Source organism: Paenibacillus sp. NRS-1760, from assembly GCF_050467785.1.
Lineage (GTDB): Bacteria > Bacillota > Bacilli > Paenibacillales > Paenibacillaceae > Pristimantibacillus.
The window spans coordinates 12,017-30,211 of record NZ_JBITPK010000028.1 but is presented as its reverse complement, the minus strand read 5'-3'; the positions used below and the strand labels follow the sequence as shown (position 1 = coordinate 30,211).

22 protein-coding genes are annotated in these 18,195 nt (G+C 44.3%); all 22 read right to left on the bottom strand.

The window, feature by feature from the left end; all coding sequences use genetic code 11:
- Positions 1-66: 66 nt before the first annotated feature.
- Positions 67-1,173, bottom strand: a complete 1,107-nt coding sequence (locus tag ACIFSR_RS33830; protein ID WP_430063592.1) for a response regulator — start codon at positions 1,171-1,173, stop codon at positions 67-69.
- Positions 1,174-1,232: 59 nt separating this feature from the next.
- Positions 1,233-4,292, bottom strand: a complete 3,060-nt coding sequence (locus ACIFSR_RS33825) for an ATP-binding protein (protein WP_430063590.1) — start codon at positions 4,290-4,292, stop codon at positions 1,233-1,235.
- A gap of 172 nt (positions 4,293-4,464) precedes the next feature.
- The gene (locus tag ACIFSR_RS33820) at positions 4,465-4,848 is read right to left on the bottom strand and encodes an ATPase (protein ID WP_339207439.1); all 384 of its coding nucleotides are present in this window, start codon (positions 4,846-4,848) and stop codon (positions 4,465-4,467) included.
- A 104-nt stretch (positions 4,849-4,952) separates the two neighbouring features.
- Complete coding sequence (locus ACIFSR_RS33815; RefSeq protein ID WP_430063588.1) at positions 4,953-5,798, bottom strand: ABC transporter permease; 846 nt, start codon at positions 5,796-5,798, stop codon at positions 4,953-4,955.
- Complete coding sequence (locus ACIFSR_RS33810; protein ID WP_339207437.1) at positions 5,795-6,745, bottom strand: ABC transporter ATP-binding protein; 951 nt, start codon at positions 6,743-6,745, stop codon at positions 5,795-5,797. The genes ACIFSR_RS33815 and ACIFSR_RS33810 overlap by 4 nt, the downstream gene beginning before the upstream one ends.
- Entirely contained in the window at positions 6,742-6,951 is a 210-nt protein-coding gene (locus tag ACIFSR_RS33805) for a PLD nuclease N-terminal domain-containing protein (protein ID WP_339207436.1), read from the bottom strand. Before ACIFSR_RS33805 ends, ACIFSR_RS33810 begins: the two co-directional genes overlap by 4 nt.
- 37 nt (positions 6,952-6,988) lie before the next feature.
- Positions 6,989-7,210 (bottom strand): sigmaY antisigma factor component, encoded by a 222-nt coding sequence (locus ACIFSR_RS33800; protein WP_430063585.1) that lies wholly within the window; start codon positions 7,208-7,210, stop codon positions 6,989-6,991.
- Positions 7,198-7,536 carry a YxlC family protein gene (locus tag ACIFSR_RS33795; protein WP_339207434.1) on the bottom strand — a complete coding sequence of 113 codons (339 nt, stop codon included), beginning with the start codon at positions 7,534-7,536 and terminating at the stop codon, positions 7,198-7,200. The genes ACIFSR_RS33800 and ACIFSR_RS33795 overlap by 13 nt, the downstream gene beginning before the upstream one ends.
- Positions 7,523-8,056: an RNA polymerase sigma factor SigY gene (gene sigY, locus ACIFSR_RS33790; RefSeq protein WP_076271743.1), complete on the bottom strand. Its 534-nt coding sequence runs from the start codon at positions 8,054-8,056 to the stop codon at positions 7,523-7,525. The genes ACIFSR_RS33795 and sigY overlap by 14 nt, the downstream gene beginning before the upstream one ends.
- Before the next feature lie 147 nt (positions 8,057-8,203).
- On the bottom strand, positions 8,204-9,736 hold the full coding sequence (locus ACIFSR_RS33785; RefSeq protein ID WP_339207433.1) for a PH domain-containing protein: 1,533 nt from the start codon (positions 9,734-9,736) through the stop codon (positions 8,204-8,206).
- Positions 9,729-10,208, bottom strand: a complete 480-nt coding sequence (locus tag ACIFSR_RS33780) for a PH domain-containing protein (protein WP_339207432.1) — start codon at positions 10,206-10,208, stop codon at positions 9,729-9,731. Before ACIFSR_RS33780 ends, ACIFSR_RS33785 begins: the two co-directional genes overlap by 8 nt.
- 24 nt (positions 10,209-10,232) lie before the next feature.
- On the bottom strand, positions 10,233-11,453 hold the full coding sequence (locus tag ACIFSR_RS33775; RefSeq protein WP_339209524.1) for a M24 family metallopeptidase: 1,221 nt from the start codon (positions 11,451-11,453) through the stop codon (positions 10,233-10,235).
- Between the two features lie 63 nt (positions 11,454-11,516).
- A complete protein-coding gene (locus tag ACIFSR_RS33770; protein WP_430063582.1) occupies positions 11,517-12,002 on the bottom strand; it encodes a hypothetical protein in 486 nt (161 codons plus the stop codon).
- A 21-nt stretch (positions 12,003-12,023) separates the two neighbouring features.
- Entirely contained in the window at positions 12,024-12,449 is a 426-nt protein-coding gene (locus ACIFSR_RS33765; RefSeq protein WP_339207430.1) for a hypothetical protein, read from the bottom strand.
- Positions 12,446-12,592, bottom strand: coding sequence for a hypothetical protein (locus ACIFSR_RS33760; protein ID WP_179089949.1), 147 nt, complete (start codon positions 12,590-12,592; stop codon positions 12,446-12,448). The genes ACIFSR_RS33765 and ACIFSR_RS33760 overlap by 4 nt, the downstream gene beginning before the upstream one ends.
- Before the next feature lie 45 nt (positions 12,593-12,637).
- On the bottom strand, positions 12,638-12,787 hold the full coding sequence (locus ACIFSR_RS33755; RefSeq protein WP_430063580.1) for a hypothetical protein: 150 nt from the start codon (positions 12,785-12,787) through the stop codon (positions 12,638-12,640).
- Between the two features lie 35 nt (positions 12,788-12,822).
- Positions 12,823-13,713, bottom strand: a complete 891-nt coding sequence (locus ACIFSR_RS33750) for a hypothetical protein (protein ID WP_339207429.1) — start codon at positions 13,711-13,713, stop codon at positions 12,823-12,825.
- A gap of 13 nt (positions 13,714-13,726) precedes the next feature.
- A complete protein-coding gene (locus ACIFSR_RS33745; RefSeq protein WP_339207428.1) occupies positions 13,727-14,662 on the bottom strand; it encodes a type II secretion system F family protein in 936 nt (311 codons plus the stop codon).
- Positions 14,659-16,029, bottom strand: a complete 1,371-nt coding sequence (locus ACIFSR_RS33740; protein WP_430063577.1) for an ATPase, T2SS/T4P/T4SS family — start codon at positions 16,027-16,029, stop codon at positions 14,659-14,661. Before ACIFSR_RS33740 ends, ACIFSR_RS33745 begins: the two co-directional genes overlap by 4 nt.
- Positions 16,026-16,874: a hypothetical protein gene (locus tag ACIFSR_RS33735; RefSeq protein ID WP_339207426.1), complete on the bottom strand. Its 849-nt coding sequence runs from the start codon at positions 16,872-16,874 to the stop codon at positions 16,026-16,028. Before ACIFSR_RS33735 ends, ACIFSR_RS33740 begins: the two co-directional genes overlap by 4 nt.
- 2 nt (positions 16,875-16,876) lie before the next feature.
- A complete protein-coding gene (locus ACIFSR_RS33730) occupies positions 16,877-17,596 on the bottom strand; it encodes an SAF domain-containing protein (RefSeq protein WP_339207425.1) in 720 nt (239 codons plus the stop codon).
- A gap of 247 nt (positions 17,597-17,843) precedes the next feature.
- Positions 17,844-18,194, bottom strand: coding sequence for a type II toxin-antitoxin system PemK/MazF family toxin (locus ACIFSR_RS33725; RefSeq protein ID WP_028609438.1), 351 nt, complete (start codon positions 18,192-18,194; stop codon positions 17,844-17,846).
- Position 18,195 lies beyond the last annotated feature (1 nt).

The window sequence follows — 18,195 nt, the reverse complement described above, 5'->3', positions numbered from 1 at the left end:
AAAAAACAAAAAAGAACAGAGGACATTCCTCTGCTCTAATGGTTTATAACTATATTTTTAATGAATCTAGAACGTAGATAACCTACTCTTCATATCCAAAGACGGCTCTATTCCAAGCTCTTCGCGGCAAGCCCTCTCATATTTCGTATATAGTCGAAGCATCTTCTCTCTGTTCCCTTGTCTCTCATAAATATCGATCATAAGCTGATTCATCTCTTCATGAAGCGGATAAACAGCCAAATATTTGTCGAGGCGATGCTCCGCTTGATTCCAGTCATTCGATAATAAATCATCTTCGACTAGCTTTTTGGTCATCGTGGAGTATTGTTTAAAATAAGCTTCCTCCAGTGGTATTTTCCATAGATAGGTTTTCCCATCCAACAGCGGCCCTTGATACAGCGCACATAAATACTCCATTTGCTCCCTATCCAGCTTCCCCTCGGCAAAAGAGACATTTGAGCGTTGGAACGCTAGCGCATCATACATTTGGTTTCCTGTTTCCATCATATAACCATCATTCATTTTACGAATGCTCATGCCGAGTTCATTTTCTTTCAATATTTTCTTCATAAGATAAATTGTATTGTATAAATTGGAAGAGCTTCTCTCCTCCGGCATATCCGGCCACAACAAATCCATTACCTGCCATTTGCTAATATTGCGTCCCGAATGACACAGAAAATAGGCAAACAGCTCCTCAGCCCTGCGTGTCCGAAAATGTACAGGAACCCCTTCCGAATTGCGAACCTCGAACCCACCAAAACATTGGATCATCGATAAATCCTTTTGAGGGATGACCATTGTAGTTACGCGCTGCCGATTAACTAAACGTTCTGTCACCCGTTCAATTGTTGAAGGTGTTACTGGCTTTAAAATATAATCAATCGCTTCTACTCCAAACGCGTCCAGAGCATAGTTCTTGTAAGCAGTTGTAAAAACAATTTCTGTCTGTATCGTTAACGCCCGTACTTTCCGTGCAAGCTCAAGCCCATTCATCTTAGGCATCTCCACATCTATGAAAGCTACGTCGGGCTTAATGTCTTCCATCTTCTCTAGTGCTTCAATAGGATTAGTGAAAGCTCCCACAATGGTGTAATTAGTATTCCGTCCTAAAATAACCTTCATCAATTCCAATATCGGCTTCTCATCTTCTATAATGACAGCCCGAAACATAATCTTCCCCCCTTTAATCCTTCATCCAAAATATCGTCCAAGTGTTGCGTCATGATTATTCACCCTACGATACCATAAGGCAAATACATCGTTATCTTTGTTCCACTCCCTTGCTCTGAATGAACGGTGAATGCAGCACCAGAAATGGCCTCTAGCCGCTTTCGAATATTAGCGATAGCAATGCCCCCATCCCGCTTCTCTCCGCTCGTTATTTGACTAAGCAGAATATCCGACATTCCAACACCATCGTCCTCAACGGTTACTTGTATATAGCCATGTCCTTCATTAATCTTTAATGAAACAGTGCCCTCTCCCTCTTTATCAAACAACCCGTGACGGATCGCATTCTCAACAAAGGGCTGTATGCATAAAGAAGGAATCTCTACATCTTGAAGACCTTCATCTACATGAGAGATAAAAGTAAACCGCTCTCCAAACCTAGCCTTTTCGATCTCAACATAGGCATGAATCAATTCAAGCTCACGGTCTAGAGGAACGACTAAATTAGATCGATCCGTATCCAAAATGTAGCGAATATATTGACTAAGCATAGACAATAAATAGGCTGCTTTTTCTCCATCTGTATAACAGAAGGAAATAACGCTGCTTAACGCGTTGAACAAAAAATGAGGCTTAATTTGAGCCTGATGAAAAGCCAGCTCATTTTGAATGGCCTCCTGAATGGAGGTTTTCATTGCAATCAATGTTTGGATTCTAGCAAGCAGCGTCTCACCATCAAATGGCTTCGTTATATAGTCATTAGCACCTGCCCTGAAACCTAACGCAATATCTGCAGGTGTGTCCTTAACAGTCGCGAAGAGAATGGGCAAATCTAGAATAGAATAGCGGCCTCGCAGTGTACGGCATAGCTCAATACCAGAAGTACCCGGCATCATGACATCTAAAATAACAAGGTCCACATGAGGATGCACGTCCATCTTGAACATCGCTTCTTTAGCCGAAAATGCTGTAATCACATTGTATCGATGCTGCTTTAATATATGCAATAAGCTATAAATATTGGAGGCCTCGTCATCCACTATTAAAATGGTATGATCATGATAGCCTATAACGTCGAGCGAGGCGTGATCAGCTGTCACTCGCTGCACCATTTCATTTTCTGAGGATGCCGAAGCTTCCCGATAGCCTTGAATGTCTAAAGCCCTGGGCAGTGTAAAGAGCATACGAGTTCCTTCACCGATCTCGGACCAATCCACTCGAATTTCGCCGTCCATTCGCTCAACCAGCTTGCGGCTAATGTACAGACCAACGCCCATTCCCATATAACCATCCGTCGGAAGCGTATCTTCCAGCTGCTCAAAATATTCGAAAACCTTCAAAAATTTATTGCTTGGAATTCCTTTTCCCGTATCCTCAACAGTGATAGCTACCCTATTGTCCAACAACCTCGAATTAACCCTTATCCAGCCGTTCTCTGTATGCCTAATTGCGTTATAAATCAGATTATAGAGCACCTGTCTAAGTCTGCTTTCGTCTGCAACTACCCATATATCCACTTCCACCTGATTGTCTAATCGCACCGACTTCCCAGCTAGCTCGAATTGCAGCACATCAAATACGATCTGGACGGCTACTCGCAAATCCACCACTGTCATATGCAGCCTTAATTCTCCATGCTTCAAGCGGCTTACATCAATTAAGTCATGAATTAACATAGACAGTTTAGTGGAAGTATCCTTGATTAACCAAAGATTTTGTTTTTGCTTTGGCTGCAAATTATGATCCTCATCCTCAAGCAAATGAGACGTCATGTTCATAATACCGTGCAGAGGTGTTTTGATTTCATGAGAGGTACTCATCAAAAACTCATCCTTCAGTTGATTGGAAACGAGCAATTGACGGGAGAGTATTTCAGTTTTCTCATAGGCATTCGAGAATCTTACAGCGAGCAAAATATTTATAATGACAATAAATCCGATAATACCGAATGTTCCCACTAAATTAGTGTCTACGGCGTTCGTCGAGTAGAGACCATCGTATATGAGAAAAACCATCAAAGAAACGCCGCTACCAATGAACAGAAGCCATTCTTTCCCTTCAGACGAAGTACTCTCACTGCGTATGTAAAATACAGCCATTTTCAAAATGATATACGACACCAACAGCCCTAAATAATATAAAGTTAAACCTTTTACATTTATGTGAATGCTGTACGGCAGCAGCAAAACAGCAGCAATATAAAGGATAAATGGCGTTTGAAACAGCTTTAAGTTTCTCGGCGACAATAACCTTGCATCAAATGAACAAAAAAATATAATAATGACCATAGCACTTAAAACTTGGCTCAAATCAAGCAGCTTATAAGTGATGTCGAATGGAATGTTAGGAAGCAGCTGTTGAAATATTTTCTCACCATTCAGTGAACGCTCTAAAGACAAGATTAGCAGGTACAATCCGCTAAGCAAGTAAGCTTTATTCCTCCGTCCAAGATAATAAAAGATAAGATGATACGCCCCGAACATACCCATAATCAAAACAAGTCCAATTCCTATACCTAGCTGTCTGCCATTCATCTTGCTAATATCGTAATCCAATCCAAAAGAAATCGAATTAACGATCCCCCCGGTGACAAACACATAATTGGATACCTGAATAACAAGCTCAACTTCCCTCGTTTCTGTTTGAAAAAAAGCGCTAGAAGGCGTATTTCCAGGTATATTCAATTTTTTGCTCGAGGATGGTTGTCCACTTTCGCTTTCCAATTTGCCATTAATAAATAACCGATGAGCCATTCGGATACTTCTTGTTTTCAGACCCAAACCTTCCTTTTCATCTTGGAGAAGAACCTTTAGTCGATATGTCCCAAAGCCTTTTCGAGCCATACCTCCTTCAGCGTTTTTCCCTGTCCAAGTAGCAGGTACAGATAAATAAGAAATTCCCGAATTGTTTTGGTGAAAATCGGCAGGCGTAAGCAGCTGTCCTTCGTAAAATTCCCATTCACCATCAAGAAAAACCGGGCCATCCTGCTCAAGGCTCCAATTAGACAAATCCAGCACTCCCCGCTTTGCTTGCGGCAAGTCTCGGTTAGATTGCGTTAATGCCTGCAGGCTGGCTGTAAATACAATTGTAATTAGTAGAAATACTGCTATTTTGATCAATCTTTTAACGCTCTCTATGTGCAATGCAGCAGCCCCTTCCACGGTTCATAACATTTCGTCCATTTTATCACCACAAGCTCACATAAATCTCTATAATTCTAGGCACAAAAAAAAGACTGTTCCGCGGTCACCAAAGTGACTTGCAGGACAGTCCAAAGCTCAAGCTATTCTTTTAAATCCAAGCCTTTAAATTAACCTGACGAATAAAGTCCGCTGGGCTAAGCGTCTCCGTAGCCGTACTCTCTGGCTCCGCTTCCGTTTCTTCTTCGCCGTTCATAATTCGTTTAAACAATTCTTCATTATGTGTAGCAAGAGCAAAATCAATTAAAGCCTCACGTTCAATGCGGTCAACCTCATCTTGAATGAGTACCTCTTCAAGTTCTACATCTTCATCAGGAATAAGGAAATTACGATTCGCAGAGGGTACTCTGAGCACGTAATCAAATACATTATCCGCATTGCGGTCGTAAGCTATAATATAACCATGTTCCCCGATGGGCAGGTTTTGTTCATATTGGTCAGCCACAATGACGACCTTTGTGCCTAGCTGTAGCATCGTCCTCAACTCCTGTTTCTTCGCCGCTGATTCTTTCACTACTATCCTACTAAAAAATGATAGCGGTGTCCAATCGAAGAGAGTTGATAGACGGAATAATTACATTATTCAACAGCTGAACTTTTGCGAAGAACCGTTGCTGATAAGCTAATAGACGCTGCAATACATAATATCGTAATTATAATCGACCACCCGAATCGACTATTATTTTCTATACCTGATACCGCGGCTTGATAGGCAAAACCGCTTAATGCGCCTGGACTCCACCCCAGTGCCTTAGGAAACAGCCCCGTCAAAATGGATAAAATGACAGCTCCCCCTAATGCCGAGAACGCCGCAGCCGCCGGACTCCGAAGCAGCGAGCTGAAAAGGAGAGTAATCGTTGCTACAAAGGTGAGCCACAAACCGTAGATAAGCAAGCTGTTAAACACCTTATCCATTGGAGCATCGCCGATCAACAAGTCTGTATAATACCAAGAAGCAAGATATCCCGCTATAAATGAGCCCCAGGTAAGCAAAACGATAGCTGTCCATTTGGAGCAGATGTAGGATAATACTGAAATCGGCTTTACAAGAATAAGTGATGCTGAGCCGTTGATACGCTCACCAGACACCGTCCCCATACAAACGAGCACGAGAACAAGAACCCCTAGTGTGCCAAATTGCTGCAGTGTTTGTGCAAGAACCTCAGTACCGAGCGGCGTAGGAATTTCGATAACCGTTCCCTCCGGCAAACTTCCTGCCTTCTCCAATATGACCGGCATGAAATAGGTTGATACCGGCTGCATAATACCGAGCAATATAAATACTAATGGCACCCATAGAAGCTTAAAGCTTCGCATAAGTTCGAGAAGCTCCTTTTGAACCATAACCATGTATCGAGTAAAGCTTGAAGTTCCAGCTGATGGAACAGTAACTGTCTGTAAACGACTCATTTCTTTTGTACTCATGCAGTCACCACCCTCATAAATAAATCCTCCAATGATGAATGACCAATCTCCAATTTGCTTACCTTAACTTGTTCTCTCGTCAATTCTTCAAGCAAACTCCGTCTAGCTGCATCCACTTCGTTTACAGTAAATCGTGCAATTCCATTGTGCAATTGAACATCTTGAAAGAGACTAGTTTTGCTGCTATTCGTAAGGGCTGGGTGGATACGCTCTACATAAGAAGATAACCAGCGTTCTGAATTTTCATCACGTTCAATCTGAAGCTCAATGATCGGTTTGCGATGCTCATTGCGAATCTTCTCAATCGCTCCTTGCAGCGCAACTTTCCCATTCCGAATAATAATGACATCATCACACAGTTCCTCGGCATCATGCAGAACATGAGTCGAGAAAAGCACCGTCGTCTCCCGCTTCAGCTCACGCAGCAATTCAAGCACCTCTCTGCGTCCAATCGGATCAAGCGCTGAAACCGGCTCATCCATAACAAGCAGCTTAGGCTGATGGACAAGCGCTTGAGCCAGACCTAAGCGCTGCTTCATCCCTCCGGAATAGGAGCCTATTCTCCGCTTCGCAGCAGAGGAAATCCCGACACGCTCGAGCAACTCTTTGGCTCGTTTTTTGGCCTCTGCAGCGCTGAGACCGCATAATCTACCTGCATATATCACATATTCCATTCCAGTCATCCAATTATAGAACGACGGTGATTGCGGCAAGTATCCAATCAATTCACGATGATTGCCTGCTTGAGCAGATCCCATAAAATCCATTTGTCCTGCCGTCTGCTTAAGCAGCCCTGTAATCATCTTAATTGTTGTCGTTTTCCCTGCTCCGTTCGGTCCTAGAAGGGCAACACAGTGGCCTGTAGCAATCGAAAAATCGATTCCAGCTACTGCATCAACTGTACCGAACGTTTTTGTGAGTCCCTTCACCTGAAGCAATGCGCTCATCTTTCATTCCTCCTTCCAGCAATAAAGAAGGCGATCGGGCCAAAAATATTTACAAATATAATAATTAAAACCCACATCAGCTTAGGACCGCGTGTACTCTCCGCCTTAGCGCACAATACCAATGCAATCACCATTAAGATCAATTGAATAACGATTATTGGTGCAATGATAGGTAATATATCCGATAATTCGATTTGATTATTCATTATAAAGCCCCCCTAGTTCGATTTAAAAATGATCAAGCTATTCTTTTCCTTTTCCACGGCGACGTGGAAACCATCCGCTCCGCACAAAAATAAAATAAAAGAGAAGCGGCATCGGCGCCTGAATCAAACCCCATAACCCCCAAAACCAAGGCATACTGTCCCTTTTACGAGCATCGATGAATAGCCACGTTGATTGTGCGATCAAGACAAAGATAAGCAAAATCCATCCCCAAATCGGTATGATCTTCAGCTCTTCCATGTTCGCACCTTCCTTCGACCAAACGTTATGCCAACAAAACCTATGCTTCCAACGGCAATGACCACTTGAAGCACAGCGAACCATACCAAGTTACGATCCAACATCCACATCATCATTCCAAAAATTAAACAAGCTAACAGCCAAAAAATCAAAAGATCCTTCCATAGCTTTCTTTTCATTTGCTGCTTATGCGCATCCACCATGTCCTCGAATCTTTGCAGCTCTGGAACATGCGGTGCATGAATAGCATCAAATCGATTTAATGTCTCTTGCAGTTGATCATCGAACCACTTCTGATCCTCTGTTTCCTCTTTAAGCTTCTTCATGCTCCGTTAGCTCCTTCCGCAGCTGCTTTAACCCATTATGCAGCCTTGATTTTACTGTCCCTACTGGGATATCCAGCATCGAGGAGATTTCCTCTTGTGAGTAGCCGTAATAATATTTTAACAATACCGGTATTCGAGTATCGCTATTCAGATCACCTAATGCTTGAAGCGCCTCGGGCCATTCATCTCCTCGCTGCAAAGTATTGTAGCGAATGGACCTGAGCGACTGCTCCTCTTGCACCCAATGCTTTTCAAGCTCGTTTCGCCGAATTCGATCAACAACGAGCCTCGATGCTATCGTTATAAGCCAAGTAGAAAATTTGGCTTTATTCTGAAAGGTCGCTATTTTTTCAATCGCTTTCAGCATCGTTTCCTGTGTGACATCCTCCGCACGTGTTTTGTTCATCGTTACTTTAAGTGCGTATTGATACAGAAATGAATAATTTTGTCGCAGCAGTTCCGAGAGCGCTCGCGAATCGCCGCGAACTGCTTGCTTAATTAGCTTCGTCTCGTCATGCACGAGCGCGCAACCTCCTCTTTTTCATTCACTTGTAGCTTAGACGGTTCACTATCACATTTCGTTCATTTGCTTTTAAATTTATTTTTTTAAAATAAAACAACTGCGGAAATACTAGCTCTTCCGCAGCTGTTGAATGGAAACCATATTCTATTGTTTGTTATGACTGCGGCTGTACCAATTCCATACAGGCTGCAAGTCCGCACGATCGAGTGATTTCACACGATATTCGTAAGGGCTGCCCAGAACCCGAACCGCTATTGCAAACAGATTTTTTTTCTGCTGCCAAATGGAGCGGCTTACTCTCATCGTTACAATTTGCGGGCGCCTAACCATATAAGTAGATCGTGATAAAAAACGATTGCGAAGCGTTAACTGGCCTTCTCCCAAATGAACCCCCGCAGCGTTATAGCAGCTTTTTCTCCACAAAATAACTAGCGGCAACAGTATTAGCGACCATAACCCATCTGCTTTAAATAATACGATCAATGCGGTACATAAAAGCAGAGTAATCAATAATTCGATTCTAACGTAATAAATGAAAGCACGTTTTGGCGCACCGATCAGCTTAGCTCTCGAAGGAATGTTCATTTGAGGAACAAATTCATCGAGTACTTTTTGAATATCGGAAAACTTCAGAAAAGGATGCAGCATAAGCTGTTCCTTTTTGTCAGATGATACGATTTGAAGCTGGATTTCCGCATAACCAATCGCCTGCCGGAGCGGTCCTTCGTTGACGATAACCGCCTGAACCTTCTTCGGGTCAAAAACAAACGATTTTTTCTCAAGTAAACCATAAGAAACTGCAATTTGCCTGCCATCTCTTTTAATGGAGAAGCCGCTATACTTCAGCACGTACAAAACAATAGACAGAAGCCATGCCAGCACAATTCCAATAACGACAACAATTACGATGAGTATGTAGCTTGGCATTAAACTAGTTGAATCTTCGACAACCGTTTCAAAAAAGTGATCCGGGAGAAGCTGATTGATAATATCATCTGCAAAAGAAAACAAACCCGCCAAAAACGCCGCTACGAGACCAAAATTAGTCGATGTCGCAGCTGCTTGAAGAAGCTGCGCAGCCGATAACGTTATCTCCGATTTTTTGGTGCTGGCCTCGACAGTCGGAGCTTGCGGTGTAAGCGGCTTATTGTTTATTTTTACAACAACCTGCTCATCAGCCTGTTCATTGACCGCGATATGTTCAGCAGCCAGATCAGTCGGTACAACGATCGACGATGCTTGTTTTCTAAGCATATACTGGATGTCATTTGCTTCTTTTATAGAGAGTGCCGGCAATATCCCATCTGCCTTCTTATTGCCGCCAGGCGTCTCGATCTTCACTTGAGCAACCCCGAGTATCCGCTGTATAAGCGGCTGTTCGACGTTAACGGAGTGGATACGTGTATAGTAGATCGTTTTCTCATCCCTGAACAGCAAGCCTTTTCGAATGATAATACGATCCTCTTCCAGCCAGAAACCGAAACGCTTCCATTCAAAAAAACTAAAGACTAATAATACGACAGATAACACGGCTGCCCCGGTATACCAGTACCAATTCAAATTAGTCCAACTGGTGCCTTTCAATACGCCGATCAAAATAACAGGAATAAAACCTTTAATCGTGTTCAGCAGTCCGAACAATATATAAATTGGATGAAGCGTACGGCGATCATTCATCCTGATCATCCACCTTAGCCAAAATTCCAATTTTACGTTTCAACTGCTCTGCTTCCGATTGCTTCAAACCACTAATTCGGTGGGTTGTAGCAGCTGTAACTATCGATACGCTTGCCAGATCATACTTCCGCATCAGAGGACCGCTCTCAAGCTCGACATGCTGTACGCGTACCATCGGAACAAGAACATTGCTCAAAAAGATAAGACCTGATTGAATTTCAAGCTCATCGTCAAATAGCTCATATGAAAATCGCGTATACTTCATTTCTGGAATAACCCAAGTGAACATAATAAAAGAGATGGCAAAAATGGATAATGCGATCCATCCTGGTATTAGCGTCCAATCCCAAATCGTTGCACAAGAAAAATAGGCGATGATTAAAGCGAGAAAAATACCGTTCGTAATTAGCTCACTAATGCGATAAACCGTAATATAATCACGATGAAGCCGATTCGTTAACTTTCGATTCATTTCTATCGTTTCCCCCTCTATTTGTTAAGGCAAAATTATGAGCTCCGCCTTGGAACGAGTCAGCGCCCTAGCGCCTTGCTCCGTAATTAAATAGCTATTCTCAATACCGACCACGCCTTCTCCCGGAAACGTGAATTTCGGTTCAACTGCGATAACCATGCCGGGCTGCAGAGGCATTTGAAAACCTTTTGCCAGTACAGGCCACTCATCGATTTCAAGCCCAATGCCATGCCCTAGAAACTTGGCTTGATCCGCACCATAACCCATAAAATGATCCGTTAGCTTAGCCGCTGCACAGCTCTCAAGCGCAGCCTCGTAAAGCCTTGCGCAAGGCGTGCCAGGAATCATAAGTTTCTCAGAATCAGCAATTACTGACTCCGACACCTTGTAGGCATGGTGAAGGGTTTCTGAAAGCTTCCCTATTACGGCTGTACGTGTCTGATCGATAACATATCCATCTACACAGCAGCCAATATCAATTAAAATAGGTTCATTGCGTTTGATGATCGATCTGCTTACGCTTTGCGGCGATGCCCCGCCAAGACCAAGTCCGCCCGCAGGTCCGTCAAAATACGATGGTACCGCTGCTGCAGCTCCCGAAATAACCATACCGGTCGTTATCTCTTGGTTATAGCCGCGCATGCGCATCAAACCAATATGTCCGCGAATGCGAAGCTCATATTCAACACGCGCCATCCATTCAAGCTCGCTGATTCCTTCCTTAAGGTCATTCAGCGCCTCGCTTAATGCTTGTGCCACTACTTCGGCAGCTGCCTCGATTCGGCTTACTTCCCATGGAGATTTAATCATTCGCAATCTCCGAATGTGAGCTGAGCCATCCATCAGCTCGCAACGTCCCGATGTGCCAAGCAGCTCCGTCAGCTTGATGTAAAGCTGCGCTGGGAGCACATCTAGATCGGCGGCTATCCGCAGCTCCTCTCCTTTGTTAAACAAATACGCATAATTCTTTGCCAGCGTTTCTCCAAAAACACGAAAAGCACCGAGCTCCTCTACCTGAATGACCGTCTCCAGCTTAGCGCGTTGAACGCTGCGACGTACATAAAAGGTAGGTTCCCCAATGCTTGGAATAAATAAATAACCCGTTTGCATAGATCCGCAAAAATAATATAGATCTACATTTTGAGTAATAAGAAAACCATTAATACTTTCTGCTTTCATAACGTCCTGCAATCGCTCTATTCGTTGTTTGATAAGCTCAGCAGGAACATCTGCTTTAATATCCATCACTTCGTTAATCAACTCCTATTTATTTCCCTCCTCTTATTACACCAATTTTCCAAATTTTCGTCAACCTGCTACCAGCTCCGCCGCCCCCTTAATATCCCATTCAATAGCATCCATCACTTGAAACGCTCGCGGATATACGATATGTATAATCAACACAACTCCTGGACGATTAAGCGTTACCTCATAATCAAAGGTTTCATTTCGATAAAGGTATGGAAAGGTTTTTTCATCATTTACGATCTCAAATACGAGCACCTCAACTCGCTCTTTCAGAAATGATTCCGGCAGCGGCATGCCTTGTTCATCCAGCCTTAAATTTTCCCGTAAATATAAAGTAGCTGCCGCTGCCGCTTCACCCGGAGATAATCGAAGCACGCCATTGCCAAGCGCCGCTGGATCAATCTGTTGTGCAGCTGCATGCGCAGCTCGATTAATCGCTCGCTTGCTTTGGAACAAGGTGCGCATCGCAAGCTCCTCTTCAACCTGAAGCAAATGAATCGATATCCAGACCGTCATCATCAACACGATAAGCAATAGCTTGTACATCGATTCATTCACCTCTTTCCCTTATGGCAAATATTCACTCATTTTCATTCCAAATGCCCGCATTCGCTCGCCTGGCAGCGGAGGTGCCAGACCAATTAATCGATCTATTTCAAATAAATCCTCATACGGGTAGCTAAGTGTCAACGAAATGCCGGTCCCTCTTACAACAGGGGCGCTAGGGTTTGAAGCTGCGACACCGCTCGTTGTGGCTAGTTTATATTCGATCTTGTCAGCCTGCATGCCAAAGCGAGCCATACGCTGCCTAGACTGCTCTTGCATTTCCTCGCTAATGTAGCCGTAGGTACCGCTCGCCCCTATTTCCAGTAAATAATCAACCTCCTGCTGCAAAACAGCTTGTCTAACAATGAGAACATGCTTATAAATGGGTGAAAACATAAGCCAGCATAAAAGCCCCGCAAACAAAACGAAAACCAATATTTGCTTCATGGGCTCATTTCCCTAATATGGCTGCTTATCGAGCTGCCTGCCCCGTCGATTTGCTTCTTCATTCCCTTATCACCATCAGCAACTGCTTGATAGCAAATAATTACGGCAACAAGCAGCAGCATTGATACAAGTATTGAGCGCAATAATGGAACACCTCCGCTCTACTTTATAAATTTATGCAGCTGAGCTTAAGGAAGCAGAGCGTCAATTTTTGTATTGGCTGCTGTTCCTTGCGATTCGATCTGACTGCTAGTTCCAGTCTTGTCCTCAGCTATGATTGAGTTAAACAAAACGATAACAACAACAAGCATCATGACTGTCATCAAAATATTACGCATGCTACCACCTCCTTTCCAAAATAAACGATTAATGATTAGCCTAGCGATTCAAACAGCTTCTGTCCTTCTCTCACCCATGGATATATAAACACTTGAAAGGTATACAAGATGGGGATTCCCGCGATGACAAACAAAAAATAAGAGGTTGATTCCTTACGGCTTTCTTTAGCCAGCTCCAGCTTCTCTTTATAATCCTCTATACGTACACGCAGCAATTCGTAATATTGCGGACTCTCATGGAGTCGAAGCGCATCAATCGTTTCTACAAAGCTCAAAGCTTCTTCCGTTCCGAGCCTTTGCTTAAACCGTTGAAGCGCGCCGCCCGCATCGTGATACCATTCAGCCAGAAGCCGTTCAAGATCGTAGCGCATCGCTCTCGTAAATGGTACACATCTTAGAAGCTTCGCATGGACATGCAGAGAGGAATCGGATAAATAAAGAAGCTGCCTGCTAATAATGAATATTTCTTTCGTAATTTGCAGGGTGCGCACCTTGCGAATAGAACGCAGCCATATTAGGTCGACATATAAAACAAGCATCACAATGAGTAAGCCTGGACCCGCATACGACATGGGGATATAGGCGTTTATACGCTCATACCATGCAGCAGCCAAAATAATCATCCCGCTTACACCAATTAATAACGATCGCCTTGCAAAAACATACCAAGCTGTATCGATGGTTACACCACAGCCTGCGAGCAGCAGCTCACGCTCTATAAACGATTGGTGCTGTCTTGAAATAAGCAAAAGCCGCAGCCACTTATCAGGTGCTTGCCTCGTTCGCCACCCGAATACAGCGAGGTGCTTCCATCTCGATGGCCGCTCCGGCCACAACTGCAAAAGCATATAAATCGCAGCCGCGCCGCCTATGCACTGACTTATTAACAGCGCTAACCGTATTGATACTCCTGTCCATTCAGGCATTTACTGCCTCCTTTCACATCTTTTTGCGTGAAAGCCACAAACCCATAAGGAACGATGCAAAGATGAGCACCATTGCATTTAGCAGCATATCTCTTCCCATCGGGTCAACGATGTAGTAATAATAAGAGTTATCTTTGTTGTATCTGAGATTAATGCCTACAAATAAAGCTAGGAACAATATTGGCGTGAAGTTAGCTACACGAATCTCTAGCAATCGATTTCGTTCCTGCTCGCCCGCTCTTCTTGCCTTGCGCATATCGGTTAAAAGCTCTTTTAAGCTATCTGTTATAGGAGCTCCCTCAACAAGCGCCACTCGCAAAATATGAACGAAATAATCCGCCCACAAATGGCCGAGTGAAACGGAGAGCAGCCTCAGGCTCGCTTCATCATCGCCTCGAACCGATAAATTACGATACAGCTGTTCAAAAACAAGCTGCATCGGTCCAAGCAGCCTTCTCTCCTCCACCGTGCGCTGCAGGGCAACCCTGACATGCCGCTCACCTGTTACGAGATAACATTGATAAAAAAGCTCCACCGCAGGTAAAAAATCCATCTGCGTCTGCATTCTACGGTGTACCAGCAGTGCTCTTAATATTGTATAAGGGAAAAACCCTAGCAACGCGCCGAACAACAAGGTTCCTTTGACGCTTTGAAAAAATATGCCCCCAGAAGCAATCCCCGCAAGCAGCAGCAATCCTGATCCACAAGCAAAGGAAGCAGGCGTTATTTTCAATCGGAGCGTCTCGATCAGTTCATTCAAATGATCATGCAGCCAGCTATATCGTCTGAACCCTTCAGCCAGCTTCTTGCGCCAGCCGTTATTTGCCCGGTAAGCCAGCTTGCTTCTGAGCTGCTGCTCAGCCGACCACAGCTTGAACAGGTGATACAAAGCGATAAACATTAAGCAAAATAACAAACATGCCGCTGCTGCTGTGGAAAGTTTATTCATCGTTGTGCCCCCCCTGTGATTAGCCTGCTAGCCGACCTCACAGTTGGCTCCATTGGAAATCGCCAATCATTCAGTAGCTCATCAAATCTTGCCCAGTCTCGAACGATTGTCTGCCCATTCTCCCAGCATAGCTCTCCTATCCGACTAACGACTCGCCGTCCGCCCAAGTAACTCATTTCAATGCCGATTTCGGTTACATACTGTGTAATTCGTTTTGCGAGCCGTTCAGCGTTCATGCCTCTTCCATCGAGCATGCACATATCGGTTATCGCCTCTGGCACATCCTCCAGCCTGTTCGCATGAACGGTCGTCATGCTTCCGGTATGTCCACGTGTGCAAGCACGGACATAAATATTCGCATCCATGTCGCGAATTTCGGCGTGGATAATGCGCTGCGGCGATTGCCTGAGCGCGAGCTTAAAAGCTTGATCAGAGCGATGATAGGAATCCTCTTCATCCGTCATATATTCCACAACGTTTTTATTTGGAAAATCACGCCCCAGCATCATCTCAAATCGACTCTCAATCGTAATGATTCGTTCTTCATCAGGCAGCTCAGCAATTAAAGCTTTCATTAAATTGGTTTTTCCTGAGTTCGTTGGTCCAATAATGACCATATTGAATCGTGCAGCTAAGATGGCTTTAAGCAAGCTCTCTACTCGCGCATTAATCGTCTGGTATTCCTGTTTACTTAATGTCTCAAGGCTGAAGCTTCGTACCGTGTAGAATCGAATTGTTAAGGTCGGGTTTGCCGTGAAGCCAAAACCTGTCATCGTAACACGCGATCCATCTCGCAGCATCACCTCTGCCCATCGTTTACGCGGATTGATGCGGTCATTATTGTAGAGCACTAAATTTTGCTGGATGCGCTCCACCTCTCGAATGTCGTTAAAGCGGTAGCATGATGCATTTGTAACCCCATTCTTTACCGTAAAAATCCTCTCGCCAACGACTTGTATTTCCTCCAAGCCTTCCTTGTCAGCAAGCACCAGCTCCAAAACATTCAATCCTATCACTTCCGCAAATAACGCCTCTGCGAGCGATTGAAACGAATGCTGCATATTAGCTGCTCCATGTATTCGAAGCCTAATTAAACGATCCGTGATAACCGCAAGAATTTGCTCACGCTCCTGCGCATAGCCAAGCACTGCACGATTCAATGTCTCGCTGTATTGCCTGCGCTCTTCCTCGCCAAGCCCGTGCGGGGCGCTTAAATAAGTTCGAATATCATCGGCAAGCTTGCCCATTTCCTCTTGTGCGTCCGATGGTAAATAAGAACCAACTGCATCATGCTCACGTTTTTCTTTCTCTGATTGCATTTGAGCTGCGAATTGGGAAGGCGAAAATCGATTTTGCCCCGCTGTCACGAACTCGTACCATTGCGATGCGCTAACAGTTTGCGATACCAAGGCTGTACTGTAACAGAAGTGCTCATACTGCGTATATTATGCCTCTTCATCATCGCTTTGGCGGGCTCCAGCATAACCTGCTTGCCCTCCGTATCTACCTTTAGCCACTGTGCATACGTTCCACTATCCAACTGACTAAAAACTGGCTCGCTTAATTGAAGCTGGCCAAGTGCCTTTGTTCCCAGCTCTTTGCAAATATGCTTCATCTGATAACCTCCGTTTCTCCATGGACCGTTGATAATGACCGAATCGTATTGTTCAGGTGTGACTTCAAATAAAGGCGATACTTGTCCTATCCAGCGTCTTCCATCCTCTTGAAAATGCGATAATGCAGGAGTTGTAACGAGTATGCGCGAGCCCGCGCTGCGGATAGAGCAAATAGTCGCTGCGTTGTCCCAATAGGCACCCACATCCATAATGACAAATGCAAAGGTTTGTTCCGCAATCGAAAGCAAATGCTCCGCTTCTTCTGGGGTGAAATATTCGGCCTGATCTCTCATGAGATTGCCGAACAGCACCTGCAAATTCGGCTGACCTGGCACTGAATATACAGCCCTGCGAAGCTTATCCGGCGTCAACGTATAGGAACGAAGCTCTGGACGAAGCTTATCCAGCGTTACAAGCGGCTCGTCTACACCGATATACCGATGAATCTTCGCACTTTTGAGATTAAGGCATAAGTAGCCGATTGGCTTGCCGCATGCTTCCGCCATACGATATGCGGTTGCAAACGCCGCGGTTGTCGTTCCGATATTGGGAGTCGTGCCAATAAATACTGCAAGAGGCGCTGGCGTTCCATTCACAATTACTCAGCCTCCTCTCCAGCAACCATATCAAGCGATGTCGGACTATAAGCGACAACTAGCTTCAAAGAGCCTCCCTTGCATAAGCTGTCGAGCTTAAGCCATTGTTCCTCCGACAAATTTAAATTCAAATAATCAATCATTCCGTTAGCTTCCCGCCTAGACGCATACATTTGCTCTTTATTTCCCTCAGCCAGCGAAAATAAATTCGGGTTCTCAATATTATCTATTTCGACGTTGCCAGATGTCTTGACCGAGGCTACAGTAACTGCCTCAGAGAAAATCCTCATCGATGGAGACGCATCACCTGATGCGTATAGAAGCACCTTATCACCTGCTCTGATCCCATTCGAAATCGAGCGTATATACTCCTTCGGAATTTGAAATGTCGACTCGCTTCTTCTAGGCTGCAAATAATAATCATCGACCTTCCAGATCAAGAGCGGCTCCCCTTTGCCAAGGGGGATCATCGTTTCCTTCCCAGCAGCCTGCTCCAGCTTCAATACCATGTCGGAGACATATGCGGATTGCGGAACCAGTTTATACTCTAAATCACTTTCCTTAAGCCGCTCGCCAGCCCCAATAAATCGTTTGGGTACGAGAACAGCTACCGTCTCCTCCCCCTGGATTTGAATTCGTTGCAGCTCATACATGCCATACACGAGGCTTGCCGACAACACCGCAGCTGTTAAACTAATGATTGCATTTCGTCTCTTTTTCATCCCCATTCCTCTCTGAGCACAAAAAAAGAACGCAGCAGCAGCCAACTAAGGCGTACTACGTGCGTTCTTCGCATAATAAAGCTCATATATAGGTTTGCAATAAGTAATTGAATTCATAATAGCAAATTGAACTTTCATTTGTCTATCATTATTTTTCCAAGTTCAACAACATTCAGTAAAAGTCGACAAAAAAAGCCATTCAGCAGAAGGGAAATCCCCTTCCTATGCCAAATAGCCCTCTCACTCATTAAAAATCAATTAATCCAACGCTGATTAACAAAGCATCATCAACTTTACGCATCGTTTCGTCATCCAAATGCGTAATCTTATCCGTTAATCTTTGCTTGTCGATCGTCCGAATTTGTTCAAGCAATACGACGGAATCACGATCAAACCCATGAGCGGCTGCATCCATTTCAACATGGGTAGGCAGCTTTGCCTTTTGAATTTGAGCTGTGATTGCAGCCACAATTACCGTTGGACTAAAACGGTTTCCAATATCATTTTGAATGACCAAGACGGGGCGAACACCACCCTGTTCCGATCCGACGACAGGCGATAAATCCGCAAAAAAGACATCTCCACGTTTTACAATCAAC